Here is a 25,607-nt window from a genome sequence, read left to right as displayed (position 1 = left end):
TCGCGCATGAGGACCCAGCGAGGAGTGGACGTGCGAGGCACGAGCGCGGGAACGGATCGCGCATGAGTGCAGATCTTTCCTTCTACATCGTCACACTGGTGGTCTATGCCGCCGTGGCCGTCATCGGCTGTTGGGGGCTGGAGCTTCAGTACTCGGACACGGGTCTGCTCAACCTGAGCTACATCGTGTCGGTGGCAGTGGGCGGCTACACCGTGGCTCTGCTGTCGCTGGGGCCGCCGGAAACCGGAGGCGGCACCGTCGTCCAGGAGTACTTCTGGGGTGCGTCGCTGCCGTTCCCGTTGCCGTTCGTCGGTGCGGTGCTGGCCGGCATGCTGGTGTCGTTGCCGATCGGTCTGGTCGCGCTGCGGCGCCTGCGCTCCGACTACCAGGCGGTGGCGATGCTGTCGGTGGCGCTGATCGCCGCGGCGCTGGTGGTCGCGATGCCCGGGCTGCTCGGCGGCGGGCACGGGCTGTACCTCATCCCGGCTCCGCTCAAGGAGGAACTGGGCCTGCGATCGACCGAATACTCCTGGCTCTACGCCGGATTCGCGGTGCTGCTCACATTACTGGCGGCCTGGGTGGTGCTACGGATCTCCCGGACTCCGCTGTGGCGGGTGCTGCGGGCGGTGCGGGAGAACCCGGAAGCCGCCGACGCCCTCGGCGTCAACGTCACCCCGGTGCGGTTGTCGGCCTTCGCCGTCGGCAATGGCCTCGGTGCGCTCAGCGGCGCTGTCCTGGCCTCGTTCATCGGCACCTACGCGCCGGCGGACTGGTCCTACCAGGAGACACTGATCCTGATGGGCGCCGTGATCGTCGGTGGCGCCGGCAACCGGTTCGGTGTCCTGCTCGGTGCCATGGTGCTGCCGGTCGGCCTGACCGAGGCGACGCGCTACCTGCCGCAGTTCGGTGCCCCCGGCACCGTCGACGCCCTGCAGTTCGTGGTGGTCGGCCTGGTCATCCTCGCGTTCCTGTGGTGGCGCCCGCAAGGCGTCTTCCCCGAGCGCAAGCGCACATTCGGCCTCGACGGGGCACCGGTGCCGTTCTGGAACACGCTGCGTCCGGAATCGTCTGGCGAGGTTCGCGCCAAGCAGGGAGTCGCATGATGGCCGACGAGAACATCCTGACCATCGAAGGACTGACGGTCGCCTACGGCAAGAACCGGGTGTTGCAGGACGTGTCACTGCACGTGCCCAGCGCCAAGATCACCGCGGTGGTCGGTCCCAACGGCGCCGGGAAGTCCACACTGTTGCACGCGTTGGCCGGCACCGCGCCCGTGGAGGCCGGCAGGGTGCTGCATCGCGGGCAGGACATCGCAAAACTGCCGCCCTACAAGCGGTCCCGTCGCGGCATCATGCGGACCTTCCAGATGCCCGCCGATTTCGGGCGTCTGACGGTGCTGGAGAACCTGCTGCTGGCCGACCGCACGGTGGGCGGCACCGGGTTCCTCCAAGTGTTCACCAGGCCCAGGCGCAGCTGGCTGCCCGCTCAGCGCGACGCGGTCATCAGAGCCCGGGCGCTGTTGGCCGAGTTCGGACTCGACGCCAAGGAGAACGACTACATGGGTGACCTCTCCGGAGGTCAGCGGCGGATTCTCGAGCTGCTCCGGGCCGTCACCACCGAGCCCGAGATGTTGCTGCTCGACGAACCTTTCGCCGGCGTGCACGCGAGCATCATCGAGCGCATCTCCGACTTCCTGGTCGAGCTGCGGGACCGGGGCATCAGCATCCTGATGGTCGCTCACGAACTCGACGCAGTGGAACGCCTGACCGACGCCGTCGTGGTGATGGCCCGCGGTCAGGTGTTGTTCGAAGGATCCATGGCGGCAGCCCGCCGCGAAAAGGAAGTGGTCGATGCTTATGTCGCCGGATAGCACCCGCATGAGCCCCGGCGCTGCCGTGCTCGGCGTTCACGAACTCACGGTCGGTTACAACGGCGTACCGATCGTGCACAACGTCAGCCTGGAGCTGACGGCCGGAAAGACCGCCTGCGTGGTCGGGCCCAACGGCTGCGGCAAGAGCACTCTGCTCAAAGGGCTGGCCGGTCTGGTCAAGCCGATGGGCGGAACGGTCGATCTGGCCGGGCGCGGCGACATCACCGCCCTGTCCACCGCCGAACGGGCCGCAGCGGGAATGGGATACGTGCCGCAGATCGACGACGTGTTCAAACCGCTGACGGTGGAGGAGAACATCGTCATCGGCGGATACCGGCTGTCTCGGGACAAGGTCGCGGCCAACAAGGAACGCGTGCTCGAACTGTTCCCGCGGCTCAAGACGATGCTCAAGCGGCACGCCGGTGTGCTCTCGGGCGGGGAGCGCAAGATGCTGGCGATGGCGCGGGTGCTGATGCTCGAGCCGAAGGTGCTGCTGCTCGACGAGCCCACCGCCGGTCTGACCGAGGAGATGGCGTCGCGCCTGCTCGACGAGCAGCTGGCCGAGTTGAAGGCCAGCGGGATCGCGGTGCTCCTCGTCGAACAACGGGCCAATCTGGCGATGGCATCGGCAGATTGGGCCTACGTACTGGCCACCGGGCGGGTGCGCCGGTCCGGGTCGGCGGCCGAACTGCGCGCCGATCCCAGCTTTTCGCACATCTTCCTCGGCGGTACCGAGGAAGCCATCCTGTCCGGTGCTGCCGACACCACGAAAACCGAAGGAGAAGTTCGTTGCAGTTAGTTCAGTTCGTCCACCAGGGTGCCACGCGGTGCGGCTACCTCGACGGGGACGAGATCGTCGGTGTGGACTGGTCACTGCGCGACGCTCTGGTGCTGCTGACCGCGGGACAGCCTGAGCGCATCGCCGAAGCCCGTGCCGGGCGCGTGAAGCTCAGTGACGTGGTGCTGTTGCCGCCGGTGACCCCGTCGAGCCGCATCTTCTGCATCGGCATCAACTACCTGGACCACCAGCAGGAGTCCATGGACGTCTTCCTGGCGACCGTGCCGAAGGCACCGGTGGTCTTCATGAAGGATCTGTCCACGATCGCCGGTCCCTTCGACCTGCTCGACCTGCCGAGTTCGGTGTCGGTCGAGTTCGACTGGGAGGCCGAACTCGGGGTGGTCATCGGGGCGCCCGCGCGCAACGTGTCCGAGGAGGACTCCTGGGATGTGGTGGCCGGCTACACCGTCGTCAACGACGTGTCGGTGCGCGACCGTCAGGTCCGGCACGTGCAGTGGACGCTCGGCAAGAACGCACCGGCCTCCACGCCGATCGGCCCGGGCATCGTCGACCGCGACACCGTCGGGATCAAGCCCGACATCGAGGTGACCTGCCGGGTCAACGGTGTGGTCAAGCAGAACGCATTCACCCGGGACCTGATCTTCGACATCCCGAGGTTGATCGCCGAAATCTCCCAGGTGACACCGCTGCTGCCGGGGGACATCATCGTCAGCGGCACTGCCGCCGGCGTGGGTTTCAAGCGCAACCCGCCCGAATTCCTCCGCGACGGAGACGTCGTCGAGGTCGAGATCGCCGGTGTCGGAACGATTTCGAACAAGGTGAGGACGGAGTGCTGACATGCCCGTAGTCGGCGGGATCTCCGCCTCGCACGCACCGGGCATACTCGGCTGGCCCGACGACGTCACCGCCGACGAGCACAGGTCGGTCTTCGCCGCCTACGACGAGCTCAAGCACACCGTCGCCGAGGCGAAGCCCGACGTGATCGTCGCGTTCCTGGACGACCATTTCGAGAACCACTTCCGCAACCTGATGCCGTCGGTCAGCGTCGGCGTGGCCGAACAGCACACCGGTCCCGGCGAGCACCTGCTCGAACTGCTCAAGTTCGACCGGGTGCACACCTTCGGTGGCGAGAAGGTGCTCGCCGAGCACATCCTGCGCACGCTGGTGGCCTCCGGCATCGACGCGGCCCGGATGGGTACGGCCGAATTCGGCAACAACCTGATGGTGCCGATGAAGCTGCTGCGGCCCGAGAGCGACATCCCGATCATCCCGGTGTACATCAACGTGTTCACCCCGCCGTTGATCAGCATGAAGCGGGCCTACGAGGTGGGAGTGGCCGTCCGAAAGGCCGTCGAGGGCAGCGACCAGCGAATCATGTTCTGGGGCACCGGCGGTCTGTCGCACTGGCCGCCGATCTGGGAGCCGAGCCGCGGGTCGGACGACTTCCTGACCAGGATGAAGACGTTCCAGAACGAAGGCCGCGGCTACCTCGAGCGCGACCCCGACCTGTGGACCGACATCGGCCCCTATGAGATCAAGATGGCCGAGGAGATGGGGGACGCCTGCGTCAACCCCGAATGGGACCGGGAATTCCTGGAACTGCTGTCCGGTGGTGACATGGAGGCCCTGTTCGCCTGGACCTACGACGACATCGAGAAGCGTGGCGGCCATGGCGGTCACGAGATCCTCAACTGGATGGCCGTCGCCGGGGCGATGGGTGGGGTGGCGTGTGAAGTGCTCACCTACCAACCCACCCCGGCCTGGATCTGCGGCACCGGCGCAGTCCGCTACACCGTTTGAAACATCGAAAAGAACAGCAAAGAAAAGAGATAACGCAGTGATCACCTACCAGGACGCCCCCCTGCCGAAGTTCGGTAACTACTCCACCCTGGGAATCGCGACGCCCGGTGACATCGTCATGGTGGCCGGGCAGATGGGCGCGGACGCCGACGGAAAGTTCCCCACCTCCGACGGCGCCGAGCAGGTGAAGGCCACCTACGACAACATCGGGATCGCCCTGGCCGCGATCGGTCTGGGCTTCGAGCACGTCGTCGGGTTCCGCACCCTGCTGGTGGGCCGCGACATGATCCCGGAGTTCATGAAGGGCCGGCTGGAGAAGTTCGCCGAGATCTACCCGTCCGGCGTGTACCCGCCCAACACGATCATGATCATCTCCGGACTGGTGGAGGAAGCCGCACGCGTCGAGATCGAGGCACTGGCCGTGCGCCCGGCGGCAGATTCGTGACCGAGCAGTACCGGCGTTACCCGTTCCACCACGGTCGCGAGACGGTGATCGCCTACCCCGTCACCGGGGCGGGCGTCACCACTCGTGTGGTGGAGTCAGGGTCCGGGGACAACGTGCTGGTGTGCCTGCACGGCGCGGGCTCCCGGGCCGACCGCTTCGTGCCGGTGATGCCGGGTCTGGTGGCCGAGGGCTTCCGGGTGCTGGCCATCGACTTCCCCGGCCACGGACTCGCCGAGAAGCGGGGCGACATCGATTACACCGGACAGGGTTTCGCCGACGTGATCGCCGGTGTGCTGGACTCCCTGGGCCTGTCGAAGGTGACCTTCCTCGGCACGTCCCTGGGTGGACATGTCGCAGCGGCCATCGCGGTGCAGCGGCCGGATCTGGTTGCCGGACTGGTGCTGATCGGTTCGGTCGGCGTCAGCGACTTCCCGCAGGAATTCCACACTCCGCCCGAGGTGCTCTCCGACGGCAGCGTGGAGGGCGTGCGGCGCAAGTTGACGTTCCTGGTCTCGGATCCGGAGATGGTGACCGACGCCTGGGTGCGCGAGGAATCGATGATCAACTCCTCGACCGGAGCCAAGCAGGCCCTGCTGAAGGTCTCGCAGTGGCTCGATGAGGACTGCAACGACTTCCGGCAGGACGCCGAACTGGCCACGCTGCTACCGGGCCTGCCCGTGCTGCTGGTGTGGGGCGCCGACGACAAGTGGACCCCGCCGTCGATGGGCGTCGAAGCGCAGAAGAACCTGCCCGGTGCGCTCCTGGAACTGATGCCCGGCTGTGGGCATGCCCCGTACTTCGAGAACCCGGATCTGTTCGTCGAGCTGATCCGCAAACACGGCGTGGGAGGCCTGAAATGACCGATCGTTGGCTGCTGATCGAGAACGGAACCGTCGTCGACGGCGACGCGAACCCGCCGCTCCCGGATTGCGCTGTGCTGGTGCACAATGCGCGGATCGTGAAGATCGGTTCGGTGGACCGCGAGACCGACATCCCGCGCGGCGCGCGACTGGAGGTGATCGACGCCCGCGGCAAGACCGTGATGCCGGGGCTGATCGACATCCACTGCCACATGACCTACGGGCTGGCGCGCACCGAGGAAGAGATCGGCATCTACACACCGCCGGAGCTGCGGACGTTGATCGCCGCGGCGAACGTGGAGAAGGTGCTCGCAGCGGGCGTCACGAGCATCTCCCAGCCCGGCGGCAGCTACTTCATCGGTGTAGGGCTGCGGGAGGGCATCAAGCAGGGCATCGTGCACGGTCCCCGGATGACCAGTGCCGGAAGGTATCTGACCACCAGCAACGGCTTGACCGACTGGTTCCCGGACGCCACCGGCAATCCGGATTCGAGCACCGGAAAGCTGACCAACACCCTCGACGAGATGAAAGACGAGATCCGCCGCCAGAAGAAGGCCGGGGTGGATCTGATCAAGCTGGCCGACAGCCCGTTCGGTGACTTCCAGGCCTTCACCGACGACGAGCTGAAGTTCTGTGCCGATCTCGCTCATCAGCTCGGTATGCAGATCACCATCCATGCCCGCGGTGACGGCGAGATGAATGCGGCGGTGGAAGCCGGCTTCGACCACATCATGCACGGCAACCACATGTCGGACGCCACCATCGAGAAGCTGGCCAAGAGCCAGATCCCGCTGGCGCCGACCCAGCTGCTGATGCATCACATCGTCGAGTTCGCCGAGACGCTGCGAGTGCGGCCGAACATCTCCGAGGCCACCAAACGGATGAACGACGCGACGATGGACAGCCTGCACCGCGCGTATGCGGCCGGAGTGAAGTTCGCGATGGGCACCGACAGCGGGTTCTCCCTGGTGCCGTACGGGCAGTGGCATGCCCGCGAGCTGGAGATGCTGATGCTCTACACGGGCATGAGCTCACTGGAGGCCATCCAGGCCGGCACCAAACACGGCGCCAACGCGATGGGCCTGCCCGACGACCTCGGTGTGCTCGCCGAGGGCAAGCTGGCCGACATCATCGTCGTCGACGGGGACCCGGTCGCCGACATCCGGGTGCTCTACCAGCCCGGCAAGGTCGAGACCGTGATCCTCAACGGTGAGGTCCAGACGTTCCCGGAGGACATCAGGACCCGCTTCATCCGCAACGACTACCTGCCGCACGAGTACGGCTGGGACCTGTTGAGCTACGAACGGGCCTACGAGGGTGCCGAAACCCCGAAGACCCAACTCGACTGGACCAGTGAGCAGCGTCTGGACGTCGTCAACGACGTGCGTAAGTACGAGAAGGTGGGCGCTCAACCCGCCGCGGAGTAGGTCACCGACCACACCGTCGGGCCGCTCACCCCTCGGCGGCCCGACGGTGTCCGGTGTCGGCGACGGTATCGATTTGTGCCCTCTGAGCAGCGAGCCGCTGCCTGATGTCGGGGACAGTCGTAGCGTGGTCGTTGTGACATCACCTAACGACCTGCCCCGCACCGTCGGCGAGCTGCGTGACTCCGGCCATCAGGAGCGCAGCATCAAGGCCGAGCTGCGGGAGAACCTGCTGGCCCGGCTCGCTGCCGGCGACGACATCTGGCCCGGCCTGTTCGGCTTCGAGGACACGGTGCTGCCGCAGGTCGAGCGGGCACTGATCGCCGGGCACGACTTCGTGCTGCTCGGCGAACGCGGTCAGGGCAAGACCCGTCTGCTGCGGTCCCTGGTGGGTCTGCTCGACGAGTGGACCCCGGCGATCGCCGGCTCCGAACTCGGTGAGCACCCGTACAGTCCGATCACCCCGGAATCGATCCGGCGGGCCGCCGATTCCGGCGATGACCTGCCGATCACCTGGCGACACCGCAGCGAGCGGTACACCGAGAAACTGGCCACCCCCGACACCAGCGTGGCCGACCTGGTCGGGGACATCGACCCGATCAAGGTCGCCGAGGGCCGCAGCCTGGGGGATCCGGAGACCATCGCCTACGGCCTGATCCCGCGCGCCCACCGCGGCATCGTCGCCGTCAACGAGCTTCCCGACCTCGCCGAGCGCATCCAGGTCTCGATGCTCAACGTGATGGAGGAGCGCGACATCCAGGTCCGCGGTTACACGCTGCGGCTGCCGCTGGACGTGCTCGTGGTGGCCAGCGCGAACCCCGAGGACTACACCAACCGCGGGCGGATCATCACCCCGCTCAAGGACCGGTTCGGCGCCGAGATCCGTACCCACTACCCGCTGCAGCTCGACGCGGAGGTCGGTGTCATCTCCCAGGAGGCGCACCTGGCCGCCGAGGTGCCCGAGTACCTGCTGCAGATCCTGGCCCGGTTCGCCCGCAGCCTGCGCGAGTCCAGCTCCATCGACCAGCGTTCCGGGGTGTCGGCGCGCTTCGCGATCGCGGCCGCCGAGACCGTGGCCGCGTCAGCGCGGCACCGCGCCGCGCTGCTCGGCGAGCAGGACCCGGTCGCCCGGGTGGTCGATCTGCAGAACGTGATCGACGTCCTGCGCGGCAAGCTGGAGTTCGAATCCGGCGAGGAAGGACGCGAGCAGGCCGTCCTGGAGCACCTGCTGCGCCGCGCCACCGCCGAGACCGCGCAGCGGCTGCTCGGCGGTATCGACGTCGGCCCGATCGTGACCGCGGTGGAGAACGGCTCGCCGGTCACCACCGGTGAGCGGGTGTCGGCCCGCGAGGTGCTGGCGGCGCTGCCCGAGGTGCCCGCCGTCGCGCAGATCCAGCAGCGCCTCGACGCGACGTCCGAGGGGCAGCGCGCGGCAGCGATCGAGCTGGCGCTGGAGGCGCTGTATCTGGCCAAGCGCATCGACAAGGTGTCCGGTGAAGGCGAAACCGTCTATGGCTGAGGAGAGCGGCAATGGCTAAGAGGCTGTCGCGGTACTCGCGCTACACCGGCGGGCCGGACCCGCTGGCCCCTCCGGTGGACCTGCGGGAGGCGCTGGAGGCCATCGGCCAGGACGTCATGGAGGGCACCTCGCCGCGCCGGGCGCTGTCCGAGCTGCTGCGGCGGGGCACCAAGAACATGCCAGGGGCCGACAAGCTCGCCGCCGAGGCCAACCGGCGTCGCCGGGAACTGTTGCAGCGCAACAACCTCGACGGCACGCTGGCCGACATCAAGAAGTTGCTCGACGAGGCCGTGCTGGCCGAGCGCAAGGAGCTGGCACGGGCCCTCGACGACGACGCCCGGTTCGGGGAGCTTCAGCTGGAGTCGCTGTCGCCGTCGCCGGCCAAGGCCGTCCAGGAGCTCTCCGAATACGACTGGCGGTCGCCGGAGGCGCGCGAAAAGTATGAGCAGATCAAGGATCTGCTCGGGCGCGAAATGCTCGATCAGCGGTTCGCCGGGATGAAGGAGGCGTTGGAGAACGCCACCGACGAGGATCGGCAGCGGGTCAACGACATGCTCGACGACCTCAACGATCTGCTCGACAAACATGCCCAGGGGAAGGACTCCCCGGAAGATTTCCACGACTTCATGGCCAAGCACGGCGAGTTCTTCCCGGAGAACCCGCAGAACATCGACGAGCTGCTGGACTCGCTGGCCAAGCGGGCCGCCGCCGCGCAGCGGTTCCGCAACAGCCTGTCCGAGCAACAGCGTGCCGAGCTGGATGCGTTGGCGCAACAGGCTTTCGGATCGCCGTCGCTGATGAACGCGCTCAACCGGCTGGATTCCCACCTGCAGGCCGCCCGGCCCGGTGAGGACTGGTCGGGTTCGGAACGGTTCTCCGGCGACGACCCGCTGGGCATGGGTGAGGGCGCCCAGGCGCTGGCCGACATCTCCGAGCTCGAGCAGCTCGCCGAGCAGCTCTCGCAGAGCTACTCCGGTGCCACGATGGACGACGTCGACCTCGACATGCTGGCGCGCCAGCTCGGGGACCAGGCCGCCGTCGATGCCCGCACCCTGTCGGATCTGGAACGGGCCCTGATGAACCAGGGCTTCCTCGACCGTGGGTCCGACGGGCAGTGGCGGCTGTCTCCCAAGGCCATGCGGCAGCTCGGTCAGGCGGCACTTCGTGATGTGGCGCAACAGATCTCGGGTCGACACGGGGAACGTGACACCCGGCGTGCCGGGGCGGCGGGCGAACTGACGGGGGCCACCCGGCCGTGGCAGTTCGGCGACACCGAACCGTGGAACGTCACCAGGACGCTCACCAACGCGGTGCTGCGCACCGCGGGGACCGAACCGGTCAGCCGTGACCCGATGAATCCGAAAGGTGTTACCGCACCGCATATTCGGGTCACCGTGGACGATGTGGAGATCTCCGAGACCGAGACGCGCACCCAGGCTGCGGTGGCGTTGCTGGTCGACACGTCGTTTTCGATGGTGATGGAGAACCGCTGGCTGCCGATGAAGCAGACCGCGCTGGCGCTCAATCACCTCGTCAGCACCCGGTTCCGCTCGGACGCGCTGCAGATCATCGCGTTCGGCCGGTATGCCCGCACGGTCACCGCCGCCGAACTGACCGGGCTGGAAGGCGTCTACGAGCAGGGCACCAACCTGCACCATGCGCTGGCGCTGGCGACCCGGCACCTCCGGCGTCATCCGAATGCACAGCCGGTGGTGCTGGTGGTCACCGACGGCGAACCCACCGCCCACCTCGAGGACTTCGACGGTGACGGCCGCTCCTCGGTGTTCTTCGATTACCCGCCGCACCCGCGGACCATCGCGCACACCGTGCGCGGTTTCGACGAGGTGGCCCGACTGGGGGCGCAGGTGACGATCTTCCGGCTCGGGAGTGACCCCGGGCTGGCGAGATTCATCGATCAGGTGGCGCGCCGGGTCAGCGGCCGGGTCGTGGTGCCCGACCTGGACGGTCTGGGCGCGGCGGTGGTCGGCGACTACCTGGGGGCGCGCCGGCGGCGGCGGTGAGCGGGACTAGTTCTCCGACTCGACCGCAGGCTTGCGCTTCTTGCGCTTGACTCCGACGCTGCCCCACAGCGCGAATCCGCGGATGCGGACCCGGGGCGCACCGGGGGACCCACCACCGTCGACGCCGTGGTCGAAGCTGCCCATCACCGCGACACCCTGGGAGTCGACGTTGACCTCCGGGGGCACCAGGATCGTCTGCCCACCCATGATCGAGTAGGAACGGATCTCGACCTCCGGTGAGGTGAAATCGGCGTAGCGCAGATCGACGACGCCGCCACCCCACAGCGCGAAGGTGGTCAGCCGGCACGGCACGTTCCACCGGCCGCGGCGCTCGTAGCCACTGAGGATGGCCAGCAGCATCGTCGACGGCGCCGGCCGGCACGGACCGCTTCGCCCGCGCGTCACGGCGCCCGGCAGATCGGCCGACAGCCGGTCCAGTTCGTCGTAGGTCGTGGCGGCGTAGGCCTGGTTCAGGCGGGATTCGTACTCGGAGAGGCCCAGCGTTCCGGACGCGGCGGCGTCGGTCAGCAGTTGCGCAACCTGGATGCGGTCGGTGTCCCCGGCGCGCATCGACCCGTTGCGGGAGGCGGGGCTGCTCATCGGGGGCTCGTCTTCATCGATGGCTCCTCGCTCCGTACGCGATACATCGCCCCGAGCCTACGACGAACGTCGGCACATGCAAGTCCCTTGACCAAACTGTGAGGTGTCAGCCCAGCCAGCGCGGCGGACGCTTCTGCAGGAACGCGACCATGCCCTCCCGCGCCTCGGCGGAGCCGAACAACTCGGCCGACTGCTGCGTCAATTTCTCTGCGCGCCGATCGAAGTCGTCGAGCAGCGCCGCTGTGGTCAACGCCTTCGACGCGGCCAGTCCCTGCGGGGAGCCCTGCGCGATCGCCGACGTCAGTTCGGCGACGGCGCTGGGCACGTCGTTGGTGGCCAGCGTGACCAACCCGATCGCCGCGGCCTCGGCCGCGCCGAACCGCTCCCCGGTCACGAAGTACCGACCGGCCGCGCGCGCGGACATCTTCGGCAGCAGGGCCAGCGAGATGATCGACGGCGCAAGTCCGATCCTGGCCTCGGTCAGCGCGAACGTCGCCCCGCCGCCGGCGACCGCGATGTCGCACGCACCGACCAGACCCAGACCGCCCGCGCGGACATGCCCGTCGACCGCGGCGATCACGGGCAGTGGCAGTTCGAGGATTCTGCGCAGCAGCCGGGTCATCTCGCGTGCCCGGGCGGCGACCCCGTCGGTGGCGTCGGCACCGGCCGCCTCGCTCAGGTCGGCGCCCGCGCAGAATGTCCGCCCGGTATGGCCGAGCACGACCGCGCGCACCGCAGGGTCGGTGGCGGCCCGGGACAGACCGTCGTGCACCTGCTCGACCAGTGCCGAGGACAGCGCGTTGCGGTTGTGCGGGGAGTCCAGGGTCAGCCGCGCGACCGCACCGTCGCGTTCGTAGCCGACCAGGGGGCTGGTCATCAGTAGGACCGGGGGAGGCCCAGTGAGGTCTGCGCCACGAAGTTGAGGATCATCTCCCGGCTCACCGGCGCGATCCGCGCCAGCCGCGACGCGGTCAGCGCCGACGCGATGCCGTACTCCCGGGTCAGGCCGTTACCGCCCAGCGACTGCACGGCCTGGTCGACGGCCCGCACCGAGGCCTCGCCCGCCGCGTACTTGGCCATGTTCGCCGCCTCCGCCGCGCCGGCGTCGTCACCCGCGTCGTACAGCGTCGCGGCCTTCTGCATCATCAGCCGGGCCAGTTCGATCTCGATGTGGTTCTGCGCCAACGGATGTGACAGGCCCTGATGGGCGCCGATGGGCGTCTTCCACACCTTGCGGGTCTTGACGTAGTCGACGGCCTTACCGATCGCGAATCGGCCCATGCCCACCGCGCTGGCCGCACCCATGATGCGTTCGGGATTCAACCCGGCGAACAGCTGGGCGAGCGCCGCGTCCTCCGAGCCCACCAACGCGTCGGCCGGCAACCGCACCTCGTCGAGGAACACCTGGAACTGGGACTCCGGGCTGACGATCTCCATCGGGATCTTGGTGTAGGTGAAACCCGGTGTGTCGGTGGGCACCACGAACAGTGCCGGCTTGAGGTTGCCCTCCCTGTGGGTGCGCCCCACCACCAGCACCGCCTGGGCCTGGTCGACGCCGGAGATGTAGACCTTCTGCCCGGACAGGATCCAGTCGCTGCCGTCGCGGCGCGCGGTGGTGGTGATGTTGTGCGAGTTCGAGCCGGCGTCGGGTTCGGTGATCGCGAACGCCATCGTCAGGGTGCCGTCGGCGATGCCGGGCAGCCAACGCCTCTTCTGCTCCTCGGTGCCGAACCTCGCGATGATGGTGCCGTTGATCGCGGGGGAGACGACCATCATCAACAGCCCCGACCCGGCCGCCGCCATCTCCTCCATGACCAGGCTCAACTCGTACATGCCCGCCCCGCCGCCGCCGTACTCCTCGGGCAGGTTGACCCCGATGAATCCGAGTCTGCCTGCCTCAGACCATAATTCGTCGGTGTGTTGGCCGGCGCGGGCCTTCTCCAGGTAATAGTCCTGCCCGTAGTTGGCAGCCATCGCGGCCACCGCCTTGCGCAGCGCCTGCTGCTCCTCGGTTTCGATGAAGCTCATGGCGACTCTCCTTCTCGGCTTTCGACTCGGGCCAGGACGGCGCCGACCTCGACCTGGCGGCCGGGTTCGACGTTGATCTCGACCAGGACACCGTCGGCGGGGGAGGCGATGGTGTGTTCCATCTTCATGGCCTCCAGCCACACCAGCGGCTGTCCGGCCCGCACGGTGTCGCCGGCGGCGGCGCCGACCCGCAGGACGGAGCCGGGCATCGGCGCCAGCAGCGAACCGTGCGCGACCGAGGCGGACGGGTCGGGGAAGCGGGGCAGCGCGCGCAGGTGCACGGATCCGCCGGGGGAGTCGACGAAGATCTCGTCACCGTGGCGGGCGACGTCGAACGGGCGGTCCACTCCGGCGACCGTCAGCACCACCTGTCGCGCACCCGCCGACACCGGTGACACGTCGTGGTGGCCGTCGACGGTGACGCCGTCCCGGGAGAAGCGGTAGCGCACTTCGTGGGCCGACCCGGTGTCGTCCTCGAAGGTCTTGTGCTGGAACCCGGAAGCGAGGTTGCGCCAGCCGCTCGGGATCGCGGCGAACGCGGTTGCCCGGCTGCGGTTGTCGGCCGCATCGGCCAGTGCGGCGGCGACGGCGCTCAACGCGACGGTCCCGTGGTCGGCGATCGGGGCGGCGAGCCGGGCAAGGCCGTGGCTGTCGAAGAACCCGGTGTCGGTCGCGCCGGCGAGGAAATCCGGGTGACGTAACACGTTGACCAACAGGTCACGGTTGGTGCGCACCCCGTGGATGCGGGCGCGGGCCAGTGCGTCGGCCAGCAGCGCGGCCGCCTGTCCGCGGGTCGGGGCGTAGGAGATCACCTTCGCGATCATCGGGTCGTAGAAGACCGAGATGGCCGCACCGTCGACGATGCCGGAATCCAGTCGCACCCCGGCCCGGTCGAGCAGCCCGAACTCGGTGCCGGCGGTGGGGACCTCGAAATGGTGGACGGTCCCGGGCTGCGGTTGCCAATCGCTGGCCGGGTCCTCGGCGTAGAGCCGCGCCTCGATCGCCGCGCCACGCGACGGCGGGGGCGCGGGATCCAGGCGCGCCCCGCCGGCGACGGCCAGCTGCAGCTCGACGAGATCCAGCCCCGTGGTGAGCTCGGTGACCGGGTGCTCGACCTGCAGGCGCGTGTTCATCTCCAGGAAGAAGAAGGACCCGCTGTCGTCCGGGTCGGCGGAGGCCATGAACTCAACGGTGCCGGCACCGGTGTAGCCGATCGCGGTGGCGGCCACCCGGGCGGCGTCGAACAGCTTGTCCCGCATGCCGGTGACGCGTTCGACGAGCGGTGAAGGCGCTTCCTCCACGATCTTCTGGTGCCTGCGCTGGATCGAGCATTCCCGCTCGCCGACCGCCCACACGGTGCCGTGCGCGTCGGCCATCACCTGAACCTCGACATGGTGGCCCGCGTCGAGATAGCGCTCGCAGAACACGGTCGGATCCCCGAACGCCGACTGGGCCTCCCGGCGCGCGGCCTCGACCTGCGCGGGCAGCTCGGCCAACACGCGGACCACCCGCATCCCCCGGCCGCCGCCCCCGGCCGAGGCTTTGACCAGCACCGGCAACATGTCGGCGGTGACGGCGTCCGGGTCGAGCTCGGCGAGTACGGGCACACCCGCGGCGGCCATGATCTTCTTCGCCTCGATCTTCGAACCCATCGCCGCGACCGCGGGCACCGGCGGCCCGATCCACGTCAGGCCCGCCTGCTGCACTGCCGCGGCGAAATCGGCGTTCTCCGAGAGGAAGCCGTAGCCGGGGTGGACCGCGTCGGCGCCCGCCGACACCGCGGCCGCGACGATCTGGTCCGGGTCGAGGTAGCCGCGGGTGCCCTGCAGCCGCACCCGGGCGTCGGCCTCGGCGACGTGCGGGGCTCCGGCGTCGGGGTCGGTGTACACCGCGACCGTGCCGATGCCGAGACGGCGACACGTCGCGAACACCCGCCGGGCGATCTCGCCGCGGTTGGCGACCAGCACTCGCGTGATCATCGCCGCCCCCCGCGCCGAAACTGAAGTTGTGCGCGAACGATCGGTGACATCTGCGTCATAAGTTCAGATTCGGCGTGGCTCATCGCGCTCACATCCGGAAGACGCCGAAGTTCGACGTCCCCTCGATCGGGCCGCCGGCGATGGCGGACAGGCACATTCCCAGCACGGTCCGGGTGTCGCGGGGGTCGATCACCCCGTCGTCGTAAAGCCGCCCGGACAGGAACATCGGCAACGACTCCGCGTCGATCTGGGCCTCCACCGCCGCGCGCAGCCCGGCGTCCGCAGCCTCATCGACCTGCTGCCCGCGGGCCTCGGTGGCGGCCCGGTTCACGATCGACAGCACCCCGGCCAACTGGGCGCCGCCCATGACCGCGGATTTGGCGCTCGGCCAGGCGAACAGGAACCGGGGGTCGTAGGCCCGCCCGCACATGCCGTAGTGGCCGGCCCCGTAGGACGCGCCGATCAGCAGCGACAGGTGCGGCACCGTGGAGTTCGAGACGGCGTTGATCATCATCGAGCCGTGCTTGATCATCCCGCCTTCCTCGTAGTCCTTGCCGACCATGTAGCCGGTGGTGTTGTGCAGGAACAACAGTGGAGTGTGGGCGCGGTTGGCCAGCTGGATGAACTGGGCGGCCTTCTGGGCCTCGGCGCTGAACAGCACGCCGCGGGCGTTGGCCAGGATGCCGATCGGGTAACCATGCAGGGTGGCCCATCCGGTCACCAGCGACCCGCCGTAGAGCGGCTTGAACTCGTCGAACTCCGACGCGTCCACGACGCGGGCGATCACCTCGCGCGGGTCGAACGGGATACGCAGATCAGGGGGTACGACGCCGATCAACTCGTTCTCGTCGAACAGTGGCGCGCGCACCGGCCCGGGCCGCGGGCCGAGCTTGCGCCAGTTCAGTCGCGCGACGATACGCCGGCCGATACGCAACGCGTCGAGTTCGTCGACGGCGAGGTAGTCGGCCAGCCCCGAGGTGCGCGCGTGCATCTCGGCGCCGCCGAGCGATTCGTCGTCGGACTCCTCACCGGTGGCCATCTTCACCAGCGGGGGACCGGCCAGGAAGACCTTGGACCGGTTCTCGATCATCACCACGTGGTCGGACATGCCGGGGATGTAGGCGCCGCCGGCAGTGGAGTTGCCGAACACCAGCGCGATCGTCGGGATTCCGGCCGCCGAGAGCCGGGTCAGATCGCGGAACATCTGCCCGCCGGGGATGAAGATCTCCTTCTGGGTGGGCAGATCCGCACCGCCGGATTCCACCAGGGAGATCACCGGGAGCCGGTTCTGCAGCGCGATCTGGTTGGCGCGCAGGATCTTCCGCAGAGTCCACGGGTTACTTGTGCCGCCCTTGACCGTCGGGTCGTTGGCGACGAGCAGACACTCGACCCCGCTCACCGCGCCGATGCCCACCACGACGCTGGCACCGACGGTGAATTCGGTGCCCCATGCGGCCAGCGGACTCAATTCCAGGAACGGCGCATCCGGGTCGAGCAGCGCTTCGATGCGTTCACGCGCGGTCATCTTGCCCCGGGCGTGGTGCCGGGCCACGTACTTGTCACCGCCCCCGGCCAGCGCCCTGGCGTGCTCGGCGTGCAGCTCGGCGAGTTTGGCGGTCATCGCCTCGGCCGCCTCGGTGAACGCGGGGGAGCGGACGTCGATCGCGGTGCGCAGCGTCGACGCGCGGTCGGCCGCGCTGCCCGCGGCGGTCATGACCGGTATCCCAACGTCCTGGCGGCCAGCGAGGTCAGGATCTCACTTGTGCCGCCCCCGATCCCGAGGATGCGCATGTCCCGGTACTGGCGTTCGACCTCGGATTCGGCCATGTAGCCGAGACCGCCGAACAGCTGCACCGCCTGGTTGGCCACCCACTCGCCCGCCTCGACCGCGGTGTTCTTGGCGAAGCAGACCTCGGTGATCAGGTCCGTCTCACCGGCGAGCTGTCGTTCGACGAGATGCCGGGTGTAGACGCGGGCCACGTCGATGCGCCTGGCCATCTCGGCGAGCGTGTTCTGCACCGACTGGCGGGAGATGAGCGGCCTGCCGAACGTCTCACGGTTACGGCACCACTCGACGGTCAGGTCGAGGCAGCGCTGTGCGCTCGAATAGGCCTGTGCGGCAAGACCGACCCGCTCGGAGACGAACGCGGCCGCGATCTGCAGGAAACCGGTGTCCACCCCGCCGATCAGGTTGGCGGCCGGCACCCGGACGTCGGCGTAGGACAACTCGGCGGTATCCGACGAACGCCAGCCCATCTTGTCCAGCCTGCGGCTCACCTGGAATCCGGGTGAGCTACCCGGCCCGTGCTTGTCCACGACGAGCAGCGAAATGCCCGCCGCGCCAGGTCCTCCGGTGCGCACCGCGGTGACGACGTAATCGGCGCGCACACCGGAGGTGATGTAGGTCTTGGCGCCGTTGAGCACATAGTGAGGCCCGTCCTCGCCTGAGACGAGTTCGGCACGGGTGCTCAGCCGGGCCACGTCGGACCCGCCGCCGGGCTCGGTGATCGCCAGCGCGCCGATCATCTCGCCGCGCAGCGTCGGCCGCACGTAGGTGTCGATCAGATACCTGTCGCCGGAGGCGATCATGTGCGGCACCGCGATGCCGGAGGTGAACAGCGACGCGAACACCCCGCCCGGCGCTCCGGCCTGGTGCAGCTCCTCGCAGATGACCACCGCGTCGGCGCCGTCGCCGCCCTCCCCGCCGACCGATTCGGGGAAGCCCGCGCCGAGCAGGCCGGCCCGGGCAGCCGTGCGGTGCAGCTCGCGCGGCAGCTCACCGACACTCTCCCACTCGCGGGCGTGGGGCAGCACCTCACGTTCGGCGAAGGCCCGCACCGTCTTTCGCAGTGCGTCGCGCTCCGGGGTGGTCCAGATGCTCATCAGAGCAACTCCTCAGGTATGTCGGGGCACATTCCGACAGGTATGTCGGAGCACAATTCGACAGGTATGTCGACGTGGCGGCTGCGCAGCCATTCACCGAGGCCCTTTGCCTGGGGGTCGAAGCGGGCCTGGTAGGCCACGCCCTGACCGAGGATTCCGTCGATGACGAAGTTCACCGCGCGCAGGTTCGGCAGCACGTGCCGGGTGACCGGCAGGTCGGCGGTCTCGGGCAGCAGCGCGCGCAACGCGTCGACGGTCAGCGTGTGGACCAGCCACCCCCACTGCCGGTCGGCCTTACCGGTCGCGTCGCTCGCCCCGGAGGTGTGCACCCAGACGCCGATGTTGGCGCTGCCGCCCTTGTCGCCGCTGCGGGCGCCGGCGACGGTGCCCAGCGGCAGCCGGCGGGTCGGTCCGTACTCGCGCGGGGCCGGCAGCGCCGGTTCGGCGACCTCCGTCAACGCCGCGGTGACCGACGGCGCAGGCACGTCGATCCGGGTGCCGTCGGCCAGTACCGCGACGTGCGGCACCTCGTCGGCGGGGACGTGGGCTGCGGTGAACACTCCGTAGACCTGGGCATCGCCGGGTGGGGCGGTGCTGGTGAATCCCGGGTAGCTGGCCAACGCCAATTCCACTGCAGCGGAGGAGAACCGGCGCCCGACCAGCTCGGCGTCGGGGTCGCGCACCGTGCACCGCAGCAGCGCGCTGGCGGTCTGTTCGGTCGCGGCGTCGACGTGATCGGTGCGCGCCAGCGTCCACTCCAACTCGGCGGGGGTGGCGGTCAGGCTGCTCTCCAGTTGAAGGCGGACCAGCTCGGCCTTGGCCTCGATGTCAAGGCCGGTCAGCACGAACGTGACCTCGTTGCGGAATCCGCCGATGTGGTTGAGCGACACCTTCAGCGTCGGCGGTGGTGGCTCACCGGTCACGCCGCTGATGCGTACCCGGTCGGCGCCGTCGCCGCACACCCGGACCGAGTCGACGCGCAGGGTGGCGTCGGGGTTCGCGTAACGGGCACCGCCGATCTCGTAGAGCAGCTGCGCGGTGACGGTGTCCGGGGTGACCGCGCCGCCGGTGCCGGGATGCTTGGTGATCACCGATGAGCCGTCGTCGTGGATCTCGGCGATCGGGAAGCCGGGACGGGTCAGTGCCCTCAGGTCGGGGAAGTCCCGCGCGAAGAACGCGTAGTTGCCGCCGGTGGCCTGGGTCCCGCACTCGATCACGTGCCCGGCGGCGACGGCGCCGGCGATGCGGTCGTGGTCGGTGGGCTGCCAACCGAAGTGGCAGGCGGCGGGGCCGACGACCACCGACGCGTCGGTCACCCGGCCCGTGACCACCACGTCGGCGCCGGAGTTCAGGCTCTCGACGATGCCCCACGCCCCGAGGTAGGCGTTCGCGGTCAACGGGGTTCCCAGTCCCAGAGACGCGGCGCGGGCCAGCAGGTCGTCGCCCTCGACATGGGCCACGGTGACATCGAGGCCGAGCCGGTCGGCCAGCGCGCGGACCGCGGCGGCCAGCCCAGCCGGATTCAGGCCACCGGCGTTGGCCACGATGCGCACGTCGCGGTCCTTGGCCAGGCCCAGACATTCCTCCAGCTGCCGCAGGAACGTCCTGGCGTAGCCGCGGTCCGGGTCCTTCATCCGGTCGCGGCCCAGGATCAGCATCGTCAACTCGGCGAGGTAGTCGCCGGTGAGGAAGTCCAGGTCACCGCCGGTGAGCATCTCGCGCATCGCCGATATCCGGTCGCCGTAGAACCCCGAACAGTTGCCGATGCGCACCGGACCCCGAGACGGCGCAGTCGTCACGCACACTCCTGACTGTCGGCGGACAGGCGACCAACCAACCGGTAGGTTAGCGAGTACCGGCGGTATCGGGTGGTGGTTTCGCGGAGGTTGCCCGGATTCAGTCTGGGGCCTAGGTCGATCCGGCCCGGGCGTTTCGGTCCGGGCCGTGAGTTTGGAGCCGACCCAGCTCACCGGCTATCCTGAACCACAATTGCCAGCGTCCGGCCACGTCCAGGCTCGCCGGCAGTGCCAACTGGTAACACCCCCGATAGATGGAGAGCTCGATCATGGCTGTGCCGAAGCGCAGGATGTCGCGTGCGAACACCCGTAGCCGTCGCGCGCAGTGGAAGGCCACCGCTACCAACCTCGTCGGTGTCACCGTCGCGGGTCAGCAGCGCAAGGTGCCCCGTCGCCTGCTCAAGGCCGCGCGCCTGGGCCTGATCGACCTCGACCGCCGCTAACTCTCAGGTAAGGCGCCGAATTGGCGGCTCACCTCTCAGCCCACTCTCAGACGAGGGGTTGAGACTGTGCCGGTGCGCATACTTGTCGTTGATGACGATCGCGCGGTGCGCGAATCCCTACGCCGGTCGCTGTCGTTCAATGGATATTCGGTGGAGCTGGCCCAGGACGGCCGTGAAGCGCTCGACCTGATTGCCAGCGAACGGCCCGACGCGGTGGTGCTCGACGTGATGATGCCGAGGCTCGACGGGCTCGAGGTCTGCCGTCAGTTGCGCAGCACCGGGGACGACCTGCCGATCCTGGTGCTCACCGCACGCGATTCGGTGTCGGAGCGGGTGGCCGGCCTGGACGCCGGCGCCGATGACTACCTACCCAAGCCGTTCGCGCTGGAGGAGCTGCTCGCCCGGATGCGCGCGCTGCTGCGCCGCACCAGCCCGGACGACGGCTCCGCCGAATCAGCGGCGATGACCTTCTCGGATCTGTCGCTGGATCCGGTCACCCGCGAGGTCACCCGCGGAGAGCGTCCGATCAGCCTGACCCGCACCGAGTTCTCGCTGCTGGAGATGCTCATCGCGAACCCGCGGCGGGTGCTGACCCGAGGCCGGATTCTGGAAGAGGTGTGGGGCTTCGACTTCCCCACCTCGGGAAACGCGCTTGAGGTGTACGTCGGTTACCTGCGCCGCAAGACCGAGGCCGAGGGCGAACCACGGCTGATCCACACCGTGCGCGGTGTGGGATACGTGCTGCGCGAGACCCCGCCCTGATGGCCGCCGACCTGGCCCTGTGGCCGGGGCGGCAGTCGGCCCCGCCCCCTCCGGCCAGCTCGGTGTCGCTGCGCTGGCGGGTGATGTTGCTCGCCATGTCGATGGTGGTCATCTCGGTCGTGCTGATGGCCGTGGCCGTCTACGCGGTGGTCTCCCGAGCGCTGTACGACGACATCGACGACCAGCTCCGCAGCCGCGCTCAGATGCTCGTCGAGAGCGGCGCGTTGGACGCCGACCCGGGCAAGGCGATCGAGGGCACCGCCTACTCGGACATGAACGCGATGTTCTACATCCCCGGGCGCAGCAAGTACACCGCCAACCAGCAGGGGCAGACGCTGCCGGTCGGGCCGCCCGAGCAGGAGGTGATGAACGGCGCGCTGCTGATGTCGCTGCGCACCGTCGAGCACCAACGGGTGCTGGCCGTGCGTCTGGACAGCGGCAACTCGCTGCTGCTGTCCAAGAGCCTGGCCCCGACCGGCCAGGTCCTCAAACGGCTCGGCTCCGTGCTTCTCATCGTCGGCGGTCTCGGGGTCGCGGTCGCCGCGATCGCCGGTGGCATGGTCGCCAGTGCCGGGCTGCGGCCGGTGGCCCGGCTGACGCAAGCCGCCGAACGCGTGGCGCGCACCGACGATCTGCGCCCGATACCGGTGGTCGGCAACGACGAACTCGCCCGCCTCACCGAGGCCTTCAACATGATGTTGCGGGCACTCGCGGAATCGCGGGAACGGCAGGCCCGCCTGGTTGCCGATGCGGGCCACGAGCTGCGCACGCCGCTGACCTCGATGCGTACCAACATCGAGCTGCTGATGGAGTCGATGAAGCCGGGCGCGCCGCGGATTCCCGAAGAGGACATGGTCGAACTGCGCGCCGATGTCATCGCCCAGATCGAGGAGATGTCCACGCTGGTCGGCGATCTGGTGGACCTCACCCGCGGCGATGCCGGCTTCGCGGTGCACGAAACCGTCGAGCTCACCGAGGTGATCGACCGCTCGCTGGAGCGCGTGCGCCGGCGACGCAACGACATCGAGTTCGATCTGTCGGTGACCCCGTGGCAGGTTTACGGCGACGCGGCAGGACTGGGGCGGGCCGTACTGAACCTGCTCGACAACGCGGCCAAGTGGAGCCCTCCCGGGGCCCACGTCGGTGTACGGCTCACCCAGGTCGACGCCACCCACGCCGAACTGGTGGTGTCAGATCACGGCCCCGGCATCCCGCCGCAGGAACGCGGATTGGTCTTCGAACGGTTCTTCCGGTCCACCACCGCCAGGGCGATGCCGGGATCGGGTCTGGGCCTGGCCATCGTGAAACAGGTGGTGCTCAAACACGGCGGCATCCTGCACATCGGGGAGACCGTGCCGGGCGGTCAACCGCCAGGTACCGCGATGCACGTGGTGTTGCCGGGCCGGCCGTCCCCGATCGGGCCCGACCAGACCGAGTAGAGATCGCGACACGGGGGGTACACGCGCCATGAAGGTGAATGCGATCGGCGGACCGTTGGCGATGATGGGGGCTGACGCGACGGCGCGCCCGAAAAGTTGTCAGAACGGCAATCTATCTCTAAGCCGATTCTCAGCACGCTTGGGCACGCTGAGCTAGCAACGTTCGTTTTCCTTGCGACGGTCCCAACTCCAGGAAGAGCACTGCACCGACATGACCAACCATCCGAGGTACTCGCCCACTCAGCAACCTGGGCGGCAGTCCGGATACCCCGGGCAGGCCCCTGGCCACCAGCCGGGGCACAATGCCAGCCACAACGGTCAGCAGACCGGTGCCTACGAACAACAGGGCAGCGGTGGTTGGGACTGGCGCTACGCCACCGAGCAGCAGCGGCAGGGGTTCCGGTCGCCCTACGACCCGTATGCGGGTGCCCCGATGCCCGCCGGTTCCGGGCAGTACCCCCGGCCCGGCATGCCCGCCCCTGCACAGCCGCCGAAGAAGCGGCCCCGCACCGCAGGCCTGGCCGCCGCGGCCGTGGCGCTGGCGATGGTCTCCGCAGGCATCGGCGGCGGGGTGGCGACGCTGGTGCACCCCGACCACGGCGTCGGCGGCATCAGCGCGTCCGGGGCGGCGCCGAGTATGCCCGCCGCCAGCGCCCCGGCCGGGTCGGTCGAGGCGGTCGCCGCCAAGGTGGTCCCCAGCGTGGTCAAGTTGGAGGTCAATCAGGGCAGGTCGTCCGAAGAGGGCTCCGGGGTGATCCTGTCGCCCGACGGACTGATCCTCACCAACAACCACGTCGTGGCCACGGCCGCAGGCAACACGGGCGGTAACGACGACCCGCAGACCAAGGTGACGTTCTCCGACGGCAAGACGGCCCGGTTCACCGTGATCGGCGCCGATCCCAGCAGCGACATCGCGGTGGTGCGTGCCCAGAACGTGTCGGACCTGACGCCGATCAGCATCGGTTCCTCGGCAGACCTGCGGGTCGGCCAGGACGTGGTGGCCATCGGCTCCCCGCTCGGTCTGGAAGGGACCGTGACCACCGGCATCATCAGCGCGTTGAACCGGCCGGTGGCCGCCGGCGGCGACGCGCGCAACCAGAACACCGTGCTCGACGCCATCCAGACCGATGCGGCGATCAACCCGGGTAACTCCGGCGGCGCCCTGGTCAACATGAACGGCGAGCTGGTCGGCGTGAACTCCGCGATCGCCACGATGGGTGCCGACGCCGGGGGACCGCAGGGCGGTTCGATCGGCCTCGGCTTCGCGATTCCGGTCGACCAGGCCAAGCGGATCGCCGACGAGATCATCAAGACCGGCTCGGCATCGCGCGCGTCGCTGGGTGTGCAGGTCGGTAACGAGGTCGGCGTCGACGGGGCCAAGATCGTCGAGGTCAACAACGGCGGTGCGGCCTCGGCCGCGGGTCTGCCCAGCGGCGTGATCGTCACCAAACTCGACGACCGGGTGATCAGCAGCGCCGACGCGCTGGTGGCGGCGGTGCGGTCCAAGGCCCCCGGGGACAAGGTGACGCTGACGTTCCTGGACCCGTCGGGCCGGACGCAGTCGGTCGACGTGACCCTCGGCAAGGCCAGCCCGTGAGAACTCCCGCGGGCCAGCATCGCCCCGACCTGCGTGTGGCTGCACCGATGACGGAGCCGAGATATACGGTTGAACTCATGGAACAGCCCCACGCGTTGGTCGGCCGTGCACTGGTGGTCGTCGTTGACGACCGCACCGCCCACGGCGACGAAGAGGACAACACCGGCCCACTGGTGACCGAACTGCTCGGCGAGGCGGGGTTCGTCGTCGACGGTGTGGTGGTGGTGTCCTCCGACGAGGTGGAGATCCGCAACGCCCTCAACACCGCCGTCATCGGAGGCGTCGATCTCGTCGTGTCCGTCGGCGGTACCGGGGTGACGCCCCGCGATGTCACCCCCGAGTCGACCCGTGAGCTTCTCGACCGGGAACTGCTGGGTATCGCCGAGGCGCTGCGGGCATCCGGGCTGTCGGCCGGGATCATCGACGCGGGCGTCTCCCGCGGTCTGGCCGGTATCTCCGGCAGCACGCTGGTGGTGAACCTGGCCGGATCCCGCGCCGCGGTGCGCGACGGCATGGCCACGCTCGGACCGCTGGCGGCCCAGGTCATCGCCCAGCTATCCAGTTTGGATATCTAACGGGTTGTCGGCGTCAGTTGGTGTGGCATGACGAAACTCCAGGCACGGCGTGCATTCCTGGTGGACCGCAGTGAGCGCTTTATTTGTGAAAGCAACAAATCCGTGTTGTTACAGCTAGGTGAACGTCGCGCTCGGGCAAACTGTGATCTTGACCACACTAAGATCGGTGTGTGATGCCGGATCCACAGAGGTCGCGCGACCTAGTTAATCGGGTTTTCGGTGACGAGTTACCGGACGTAACCACTGATGAATGGGATTCGACGTCGCCGGAGGATGCGGCGGACCGCGACCGGTGGCTCCGTGACAACCGGCCGCCTCACCACGACTGAGCAGTACTTTCCCTCCCACGCCCGCAGAGCGGGCGGGTAACGCCCCAGAACTCCCTGGCGAATAGCTGAGTGCGGGGTCACATTCCGCGGTGGTTGAACTGCCTTTTCGCGTCGACGGGCGTCAAGGGCGGGCGACCGCCTCGGGTTGTCCAGCAAAGGATGTGCCGCGAGTAGCTCGGTTTCAGGCCGGTTGAGCTACGCGTTGCCCGCCTGATGTCGCCCCGTTATGTTCCTCATGCAACGATGTGCGCAACGTAAGAGCAAGATGTGGACTTTCTAATCTTTCCCACATCAAAGTCTTGCGAAGTGTGTGATGTAGCGGTAGCCAGGCACGGACAAAGCGAAGCCCCATCCCGGGGCTTTGTTCTACAGAGCTAGGGAGAAGATGAAGGCAATCAGTCGGGTGCTAATCGCGATGGTCGCATCCATCGCCGCTTT

At 68.5% G+C, this 25,607-nt stretch carries 22 protein-coding genes; 15 read left to right on the top strand and 7 right to left on the bottom strand.

Annotated features, from left to right (window positions below; translation table 11 throughout):
- Positions 1–62: 62 nt before the first annotated feature.
- The 10 genes from MVA01S_RS06545 to MVA01S_RS06500 all read left to right on the top strand — a co-directional run bounded on the left by MVA01S_RS06545 (position 63) and on the right by MVA01S_RS06500 (position 10,738).
- Positions 63–1,103 carry a branched-chain amino acid ABC transporter permease gene (locus MVA01S_RS06545; RefSeq protein WP_003930108.1) on the top strand — a complete coding sequence of 347 codons (1,041 nt, stop codon included), beginning with the start codon at positions 63–65 and terminating at the stop codon, positions 1,101–1,103.
- Positions 1,100–1,870, top strand: coding sequence for an ABC transporter ATP-binding protein (locus MVA01S_RS06540; RefSeq protein ID WP_003930109.1), 771 nt, complete (start codon positions 1,100–1,102; stop codon positions 1,868–1,870). Before MVA01S_RS06545 ends, MVA01S_RS06540 begins: the two co-directional genes overlap by 4 nt.
- A 7-nt stretch (positions 1,871–1,877) precedes the next feature.
- Complete coding sequence (locus MVA01S_RS06535; RefSeq protein WP_051015256.1) at positions 1,878–2,669, top strand: ABC transporter ATP-binding protein; 792 nt, start codon at positions 1,878–1,880, stop codon at positions 2,667–2,669.
- Positions 2,660–3,505, top strand: a complete 846-nt coding sequence (locus MVA01S_RS06530) for a fumarylacetoacetate hydrolase family protein (protein ID WP_003930111.1) — start codon at positions 2,660–2,662, stop codon at positions 3,503–3,505. The genes MVA01S_RS06535 and MVA01S_RS06530 overlap by 10 nt, the downstream gene beginning before the upstream one ends.
- Before the next feature lies 1 nt (position 3,506).
- Complete coding sequence (locus MVA01S_RS06525) at positions 3,507–4,469, top strand: DODA-type extradiol aromatic ring-opening family dioxygenase (RefSeq protein ID WP_003930112.1); 963 nt, start codon at positions 3,507–3,509, stop codon at positions 4,467–4,469.
- A gap of 37 nt (positions 4,470–4,506) precedes the next feature.
- Positions 4,507–4,914: a RidA family protein gene (locus MVA01S_RS06520; protein WP_003930113.1), complete on the top strand. Its 408-nt coding sequence runs from the start codon at positions 4,507–4,509 to the stop codon at positions 4,912–4,914.
- On the top strand, positions 4,911–5,774 hold the full coding sequence (locus MVA01S_RS06515) for an alpha/beta fold hydrolase (RefSeq protein ID WP_003930114.1): 864 nt from the start codon (positions 4,911–4,913) through the stop codon (positions 5,772–5,774). Before MVA01S_RS06520 ends, MVA01S_RS06515 begins: the two co-directional genes overlap by 4 nt.
- Complete coding sequence (locus tag MVA01S_RS06510; protein ID WP_003930115.1) at positions 5,771–7,201, top strand: amidohydrolase family protein; 1,431 nt, start codon at positions 5,771–5,773, stop codon at positions 7,199–7,201. The genes MVA01S_RS06515 and MVA01S_RS06510 overlap by 4 nt, the downstream gene beginning before the upstream one ends.
- Before the next feature lie 133 nt (positions 7,202–7,334).
- Complete coding sequence (locus MVA01S_RS06505; protein ID WP_003930116.1) at positions 7,335–8,717, top strand: sigma 54-interacting transcriptional regulator; 1,383 nt, start codon at positions 7,335–7,337, stop codon at positions 8,715–8,717.
- An 11-nt stretch (positions 8,718–8,728) separates the two neighbouring features.
- A complete protein-coding gene (locus MVA01S_RS06500; protein WP_003930117.1) occupies positions 8,729–10,738 on the top strand; it encodes a VWA domain-containing protein in 2,010 nt (669 codons plus the stop codon).
- Between the two features lie 6 nt (positions 10,739–10,744).
- Here MVA01S_RS06500 and MVA01S_RS06495 read toward each other — a convergent pair whose 3' ends face one another.
- The 7 genes from MVA01S_RS06495 to MVA01S_RS06465 all read right to left on the bottom strand — a co-directional run bounded on the left by MVA01S_RS06495 (position 10,745) and on the right by MVA01S_RS06465 (position 20,027).
- Entirely contained in the window at positions 10,745–11,338 is a 594-nt protein-coding gene (locus MVA01S_RS06495; protein WP_003930118.1) for a DUF1707 SHOCT-like domain-containing protein, read from the bottom strand.
- Between the two features lie 106 nt (positions 11,339–11,444).
- The gene (locus MVA01S_RS06490) at positions 11,445–12,215 is read right to left on the bottom strand and encodes an enoyl-CoA hydratase family protein (RefSeq protein WP_003930119.1); all 771 of its coding nucleotides are present in this window, start codon (positions 12,213–12,215) and stop codon (positions 11,445–11,447) included.
- Positions 12,215–13,366: an acyl-CoA dehydrogenase family protein gene (locus tag MVA01S_RS06485; RefSeq protein WP_003930120.1), complete on the bottom strand. Its 1,152-nt coding sequence runs from the start codon at positions 13,364–13,366 to the stop codon at positions 12,215–12,217. Before MVA01S_RS06485 ends, MVA01S_RS06490 begins: the two co-directional genes overlap by 1 nt.
- On the bottom strand, positions 13,363–15,345 hold the full coding sequence (locus MVA01S_RS06480) for an acetyl/propionyl/methylcrotonyl-CoA carboxylase subunit alpha (protein WP_003930121.1): 1,983 nt from the start codon (positions 15,343–15,345) through the stop codon (positions 13,363–13,365). Before MVA01S_RS06480 ends, MVA01S_RS06485 begins: the two co-directional genes overlap by 4 nt.
- Positions 15,346–15,433: 88 nt before the next feature.
- On the bottom strand, positions 15,434–17,059 hold the full coding sequence (locus MVA01S_RS06475; protein WP_060941560.1) for an acyl-CoA carboxylase subunit beta: 1,626 nt from the start codon (positions 17,057–17,059) through the stop codon (positions 15,434–15,436).
- Positions 17,056–18,228, bottom strand: coding sequence for an acyl-CoA dehydrogenase family protein (locus MVA01S_RS06470; RefSeq protein ID WP_003930124.1), 1,173 nt, complete (start codon positions 18,226–18,228; stop codon positions 17,056–17,058). The genes MVA01S_RS06475 and MVA01S_RS06470 overlap by 4 nt, the downstream gene beginning before the upstream one ends.
- The gene (locus MVA01S_RS06465; RefSeq protein ID WP_051015257.1) at positions 18,228–20,027 is read right to left on the bottom strand and encodes an acyclic terpene utilization AtuA family protein; all 1,800 of its coding nucleotides are present in this window, start codon (positions 20,025–20,027) and stop codon (positions 18,228–18,230) included. The genes MVA01S_RS06470 and MVA01S_RS06465 overlap by 1 nt, the downstream gene beginning before the upstream one ends.
- Before the next feature lie 266 nt (positions 20,028–20,293).
- Here MVA01S_RS06465 and rpmF point away from each other — a divergent pair, with 266 nt between their 5' ends.
- From rpmF to MVA01S_RS06440, 5 genes are all read left to right on the top strand, one after another.
- Positions 20,294–20,467, top strand: coding sequence for a 50S ribosomal protein L32 (gene rpmF / locus MVA01S_RS06460; RefSeq protein WP_003930126.1), 174 nt, complete (start codon positions 20,294–20,296; stop codon positions 20,465–20,467).
- A 72-nt stretch (positions 20,468–20,539) separates the two neighbouring features.
- Complete coding sequence (locus tag MVA01S_RS06455; RefSeq protein WP_040540982.1) at positions 20,540–21,229, top strand: response regulator transcription factor; 690 nt, start codon at positions 20,540–20,542, stop codon at positions 21,227–21,229.
- The gene (locus MVA01S_RS06450) at positions 21,229–22,668 is read left to right on the top strand and encodes a sensor histidine kinase (RefSeq protein WP_003930128.1); all 1,440 of its coding nucleotides are present in this window, start codon (positions 21,229–21,231) and stop codon (positions 22,666–22,668) included. The genes MVA01S_RS06455 and MVA01S_RS06450 overlap by 1 nt, the downstream gene beginning before the upstream one ends.
- 211 nt (positions 22,669–22,879) lie before the next feature.
- A complete protein-coding gene (locus MVA01S_RS06445) occupies positions 22,880–24,265 on the top strand; it encodes a S1C family serine protease (protein ID WP_003930129.1) in 1,386 nt (461 codons plus the stop codon).
- Between the two features lie 47 nt (positions 24,266–24,312).
- The gene (locus MVA01S_RS06440; RefSeq protein ID WP_174538855.1) at positions 24,313–24,840 is read left to right on the top strand and encodes a MogA/MoaB family molybdenum cofactor biosynthesis protein; all 528 of its coding nucleotides are present in this window, start codon (positions 24,313–24,315) and stop codon (positions 24,838–24,840) included.
- Positions 24,841–25,607 lie beyond the last annotated feature (767 nt).

Source organism: Mycolicibacterium vaccae NBRC 14118 = CIP 105934 (assembly GCF_001552715.1).
Classification (GTDB): Bacteria; Actinomycetota; Actinomycetes; order Mycobacteriales; family Mycobacteriaceae; genus Mycobacterium; species Mycobacterium vaccae.
The sequence above is the reverse complement of the archived record's forward strand: the minus strand, read 5'-3'. Positions and strand labels throughout refer to the sequence as shown.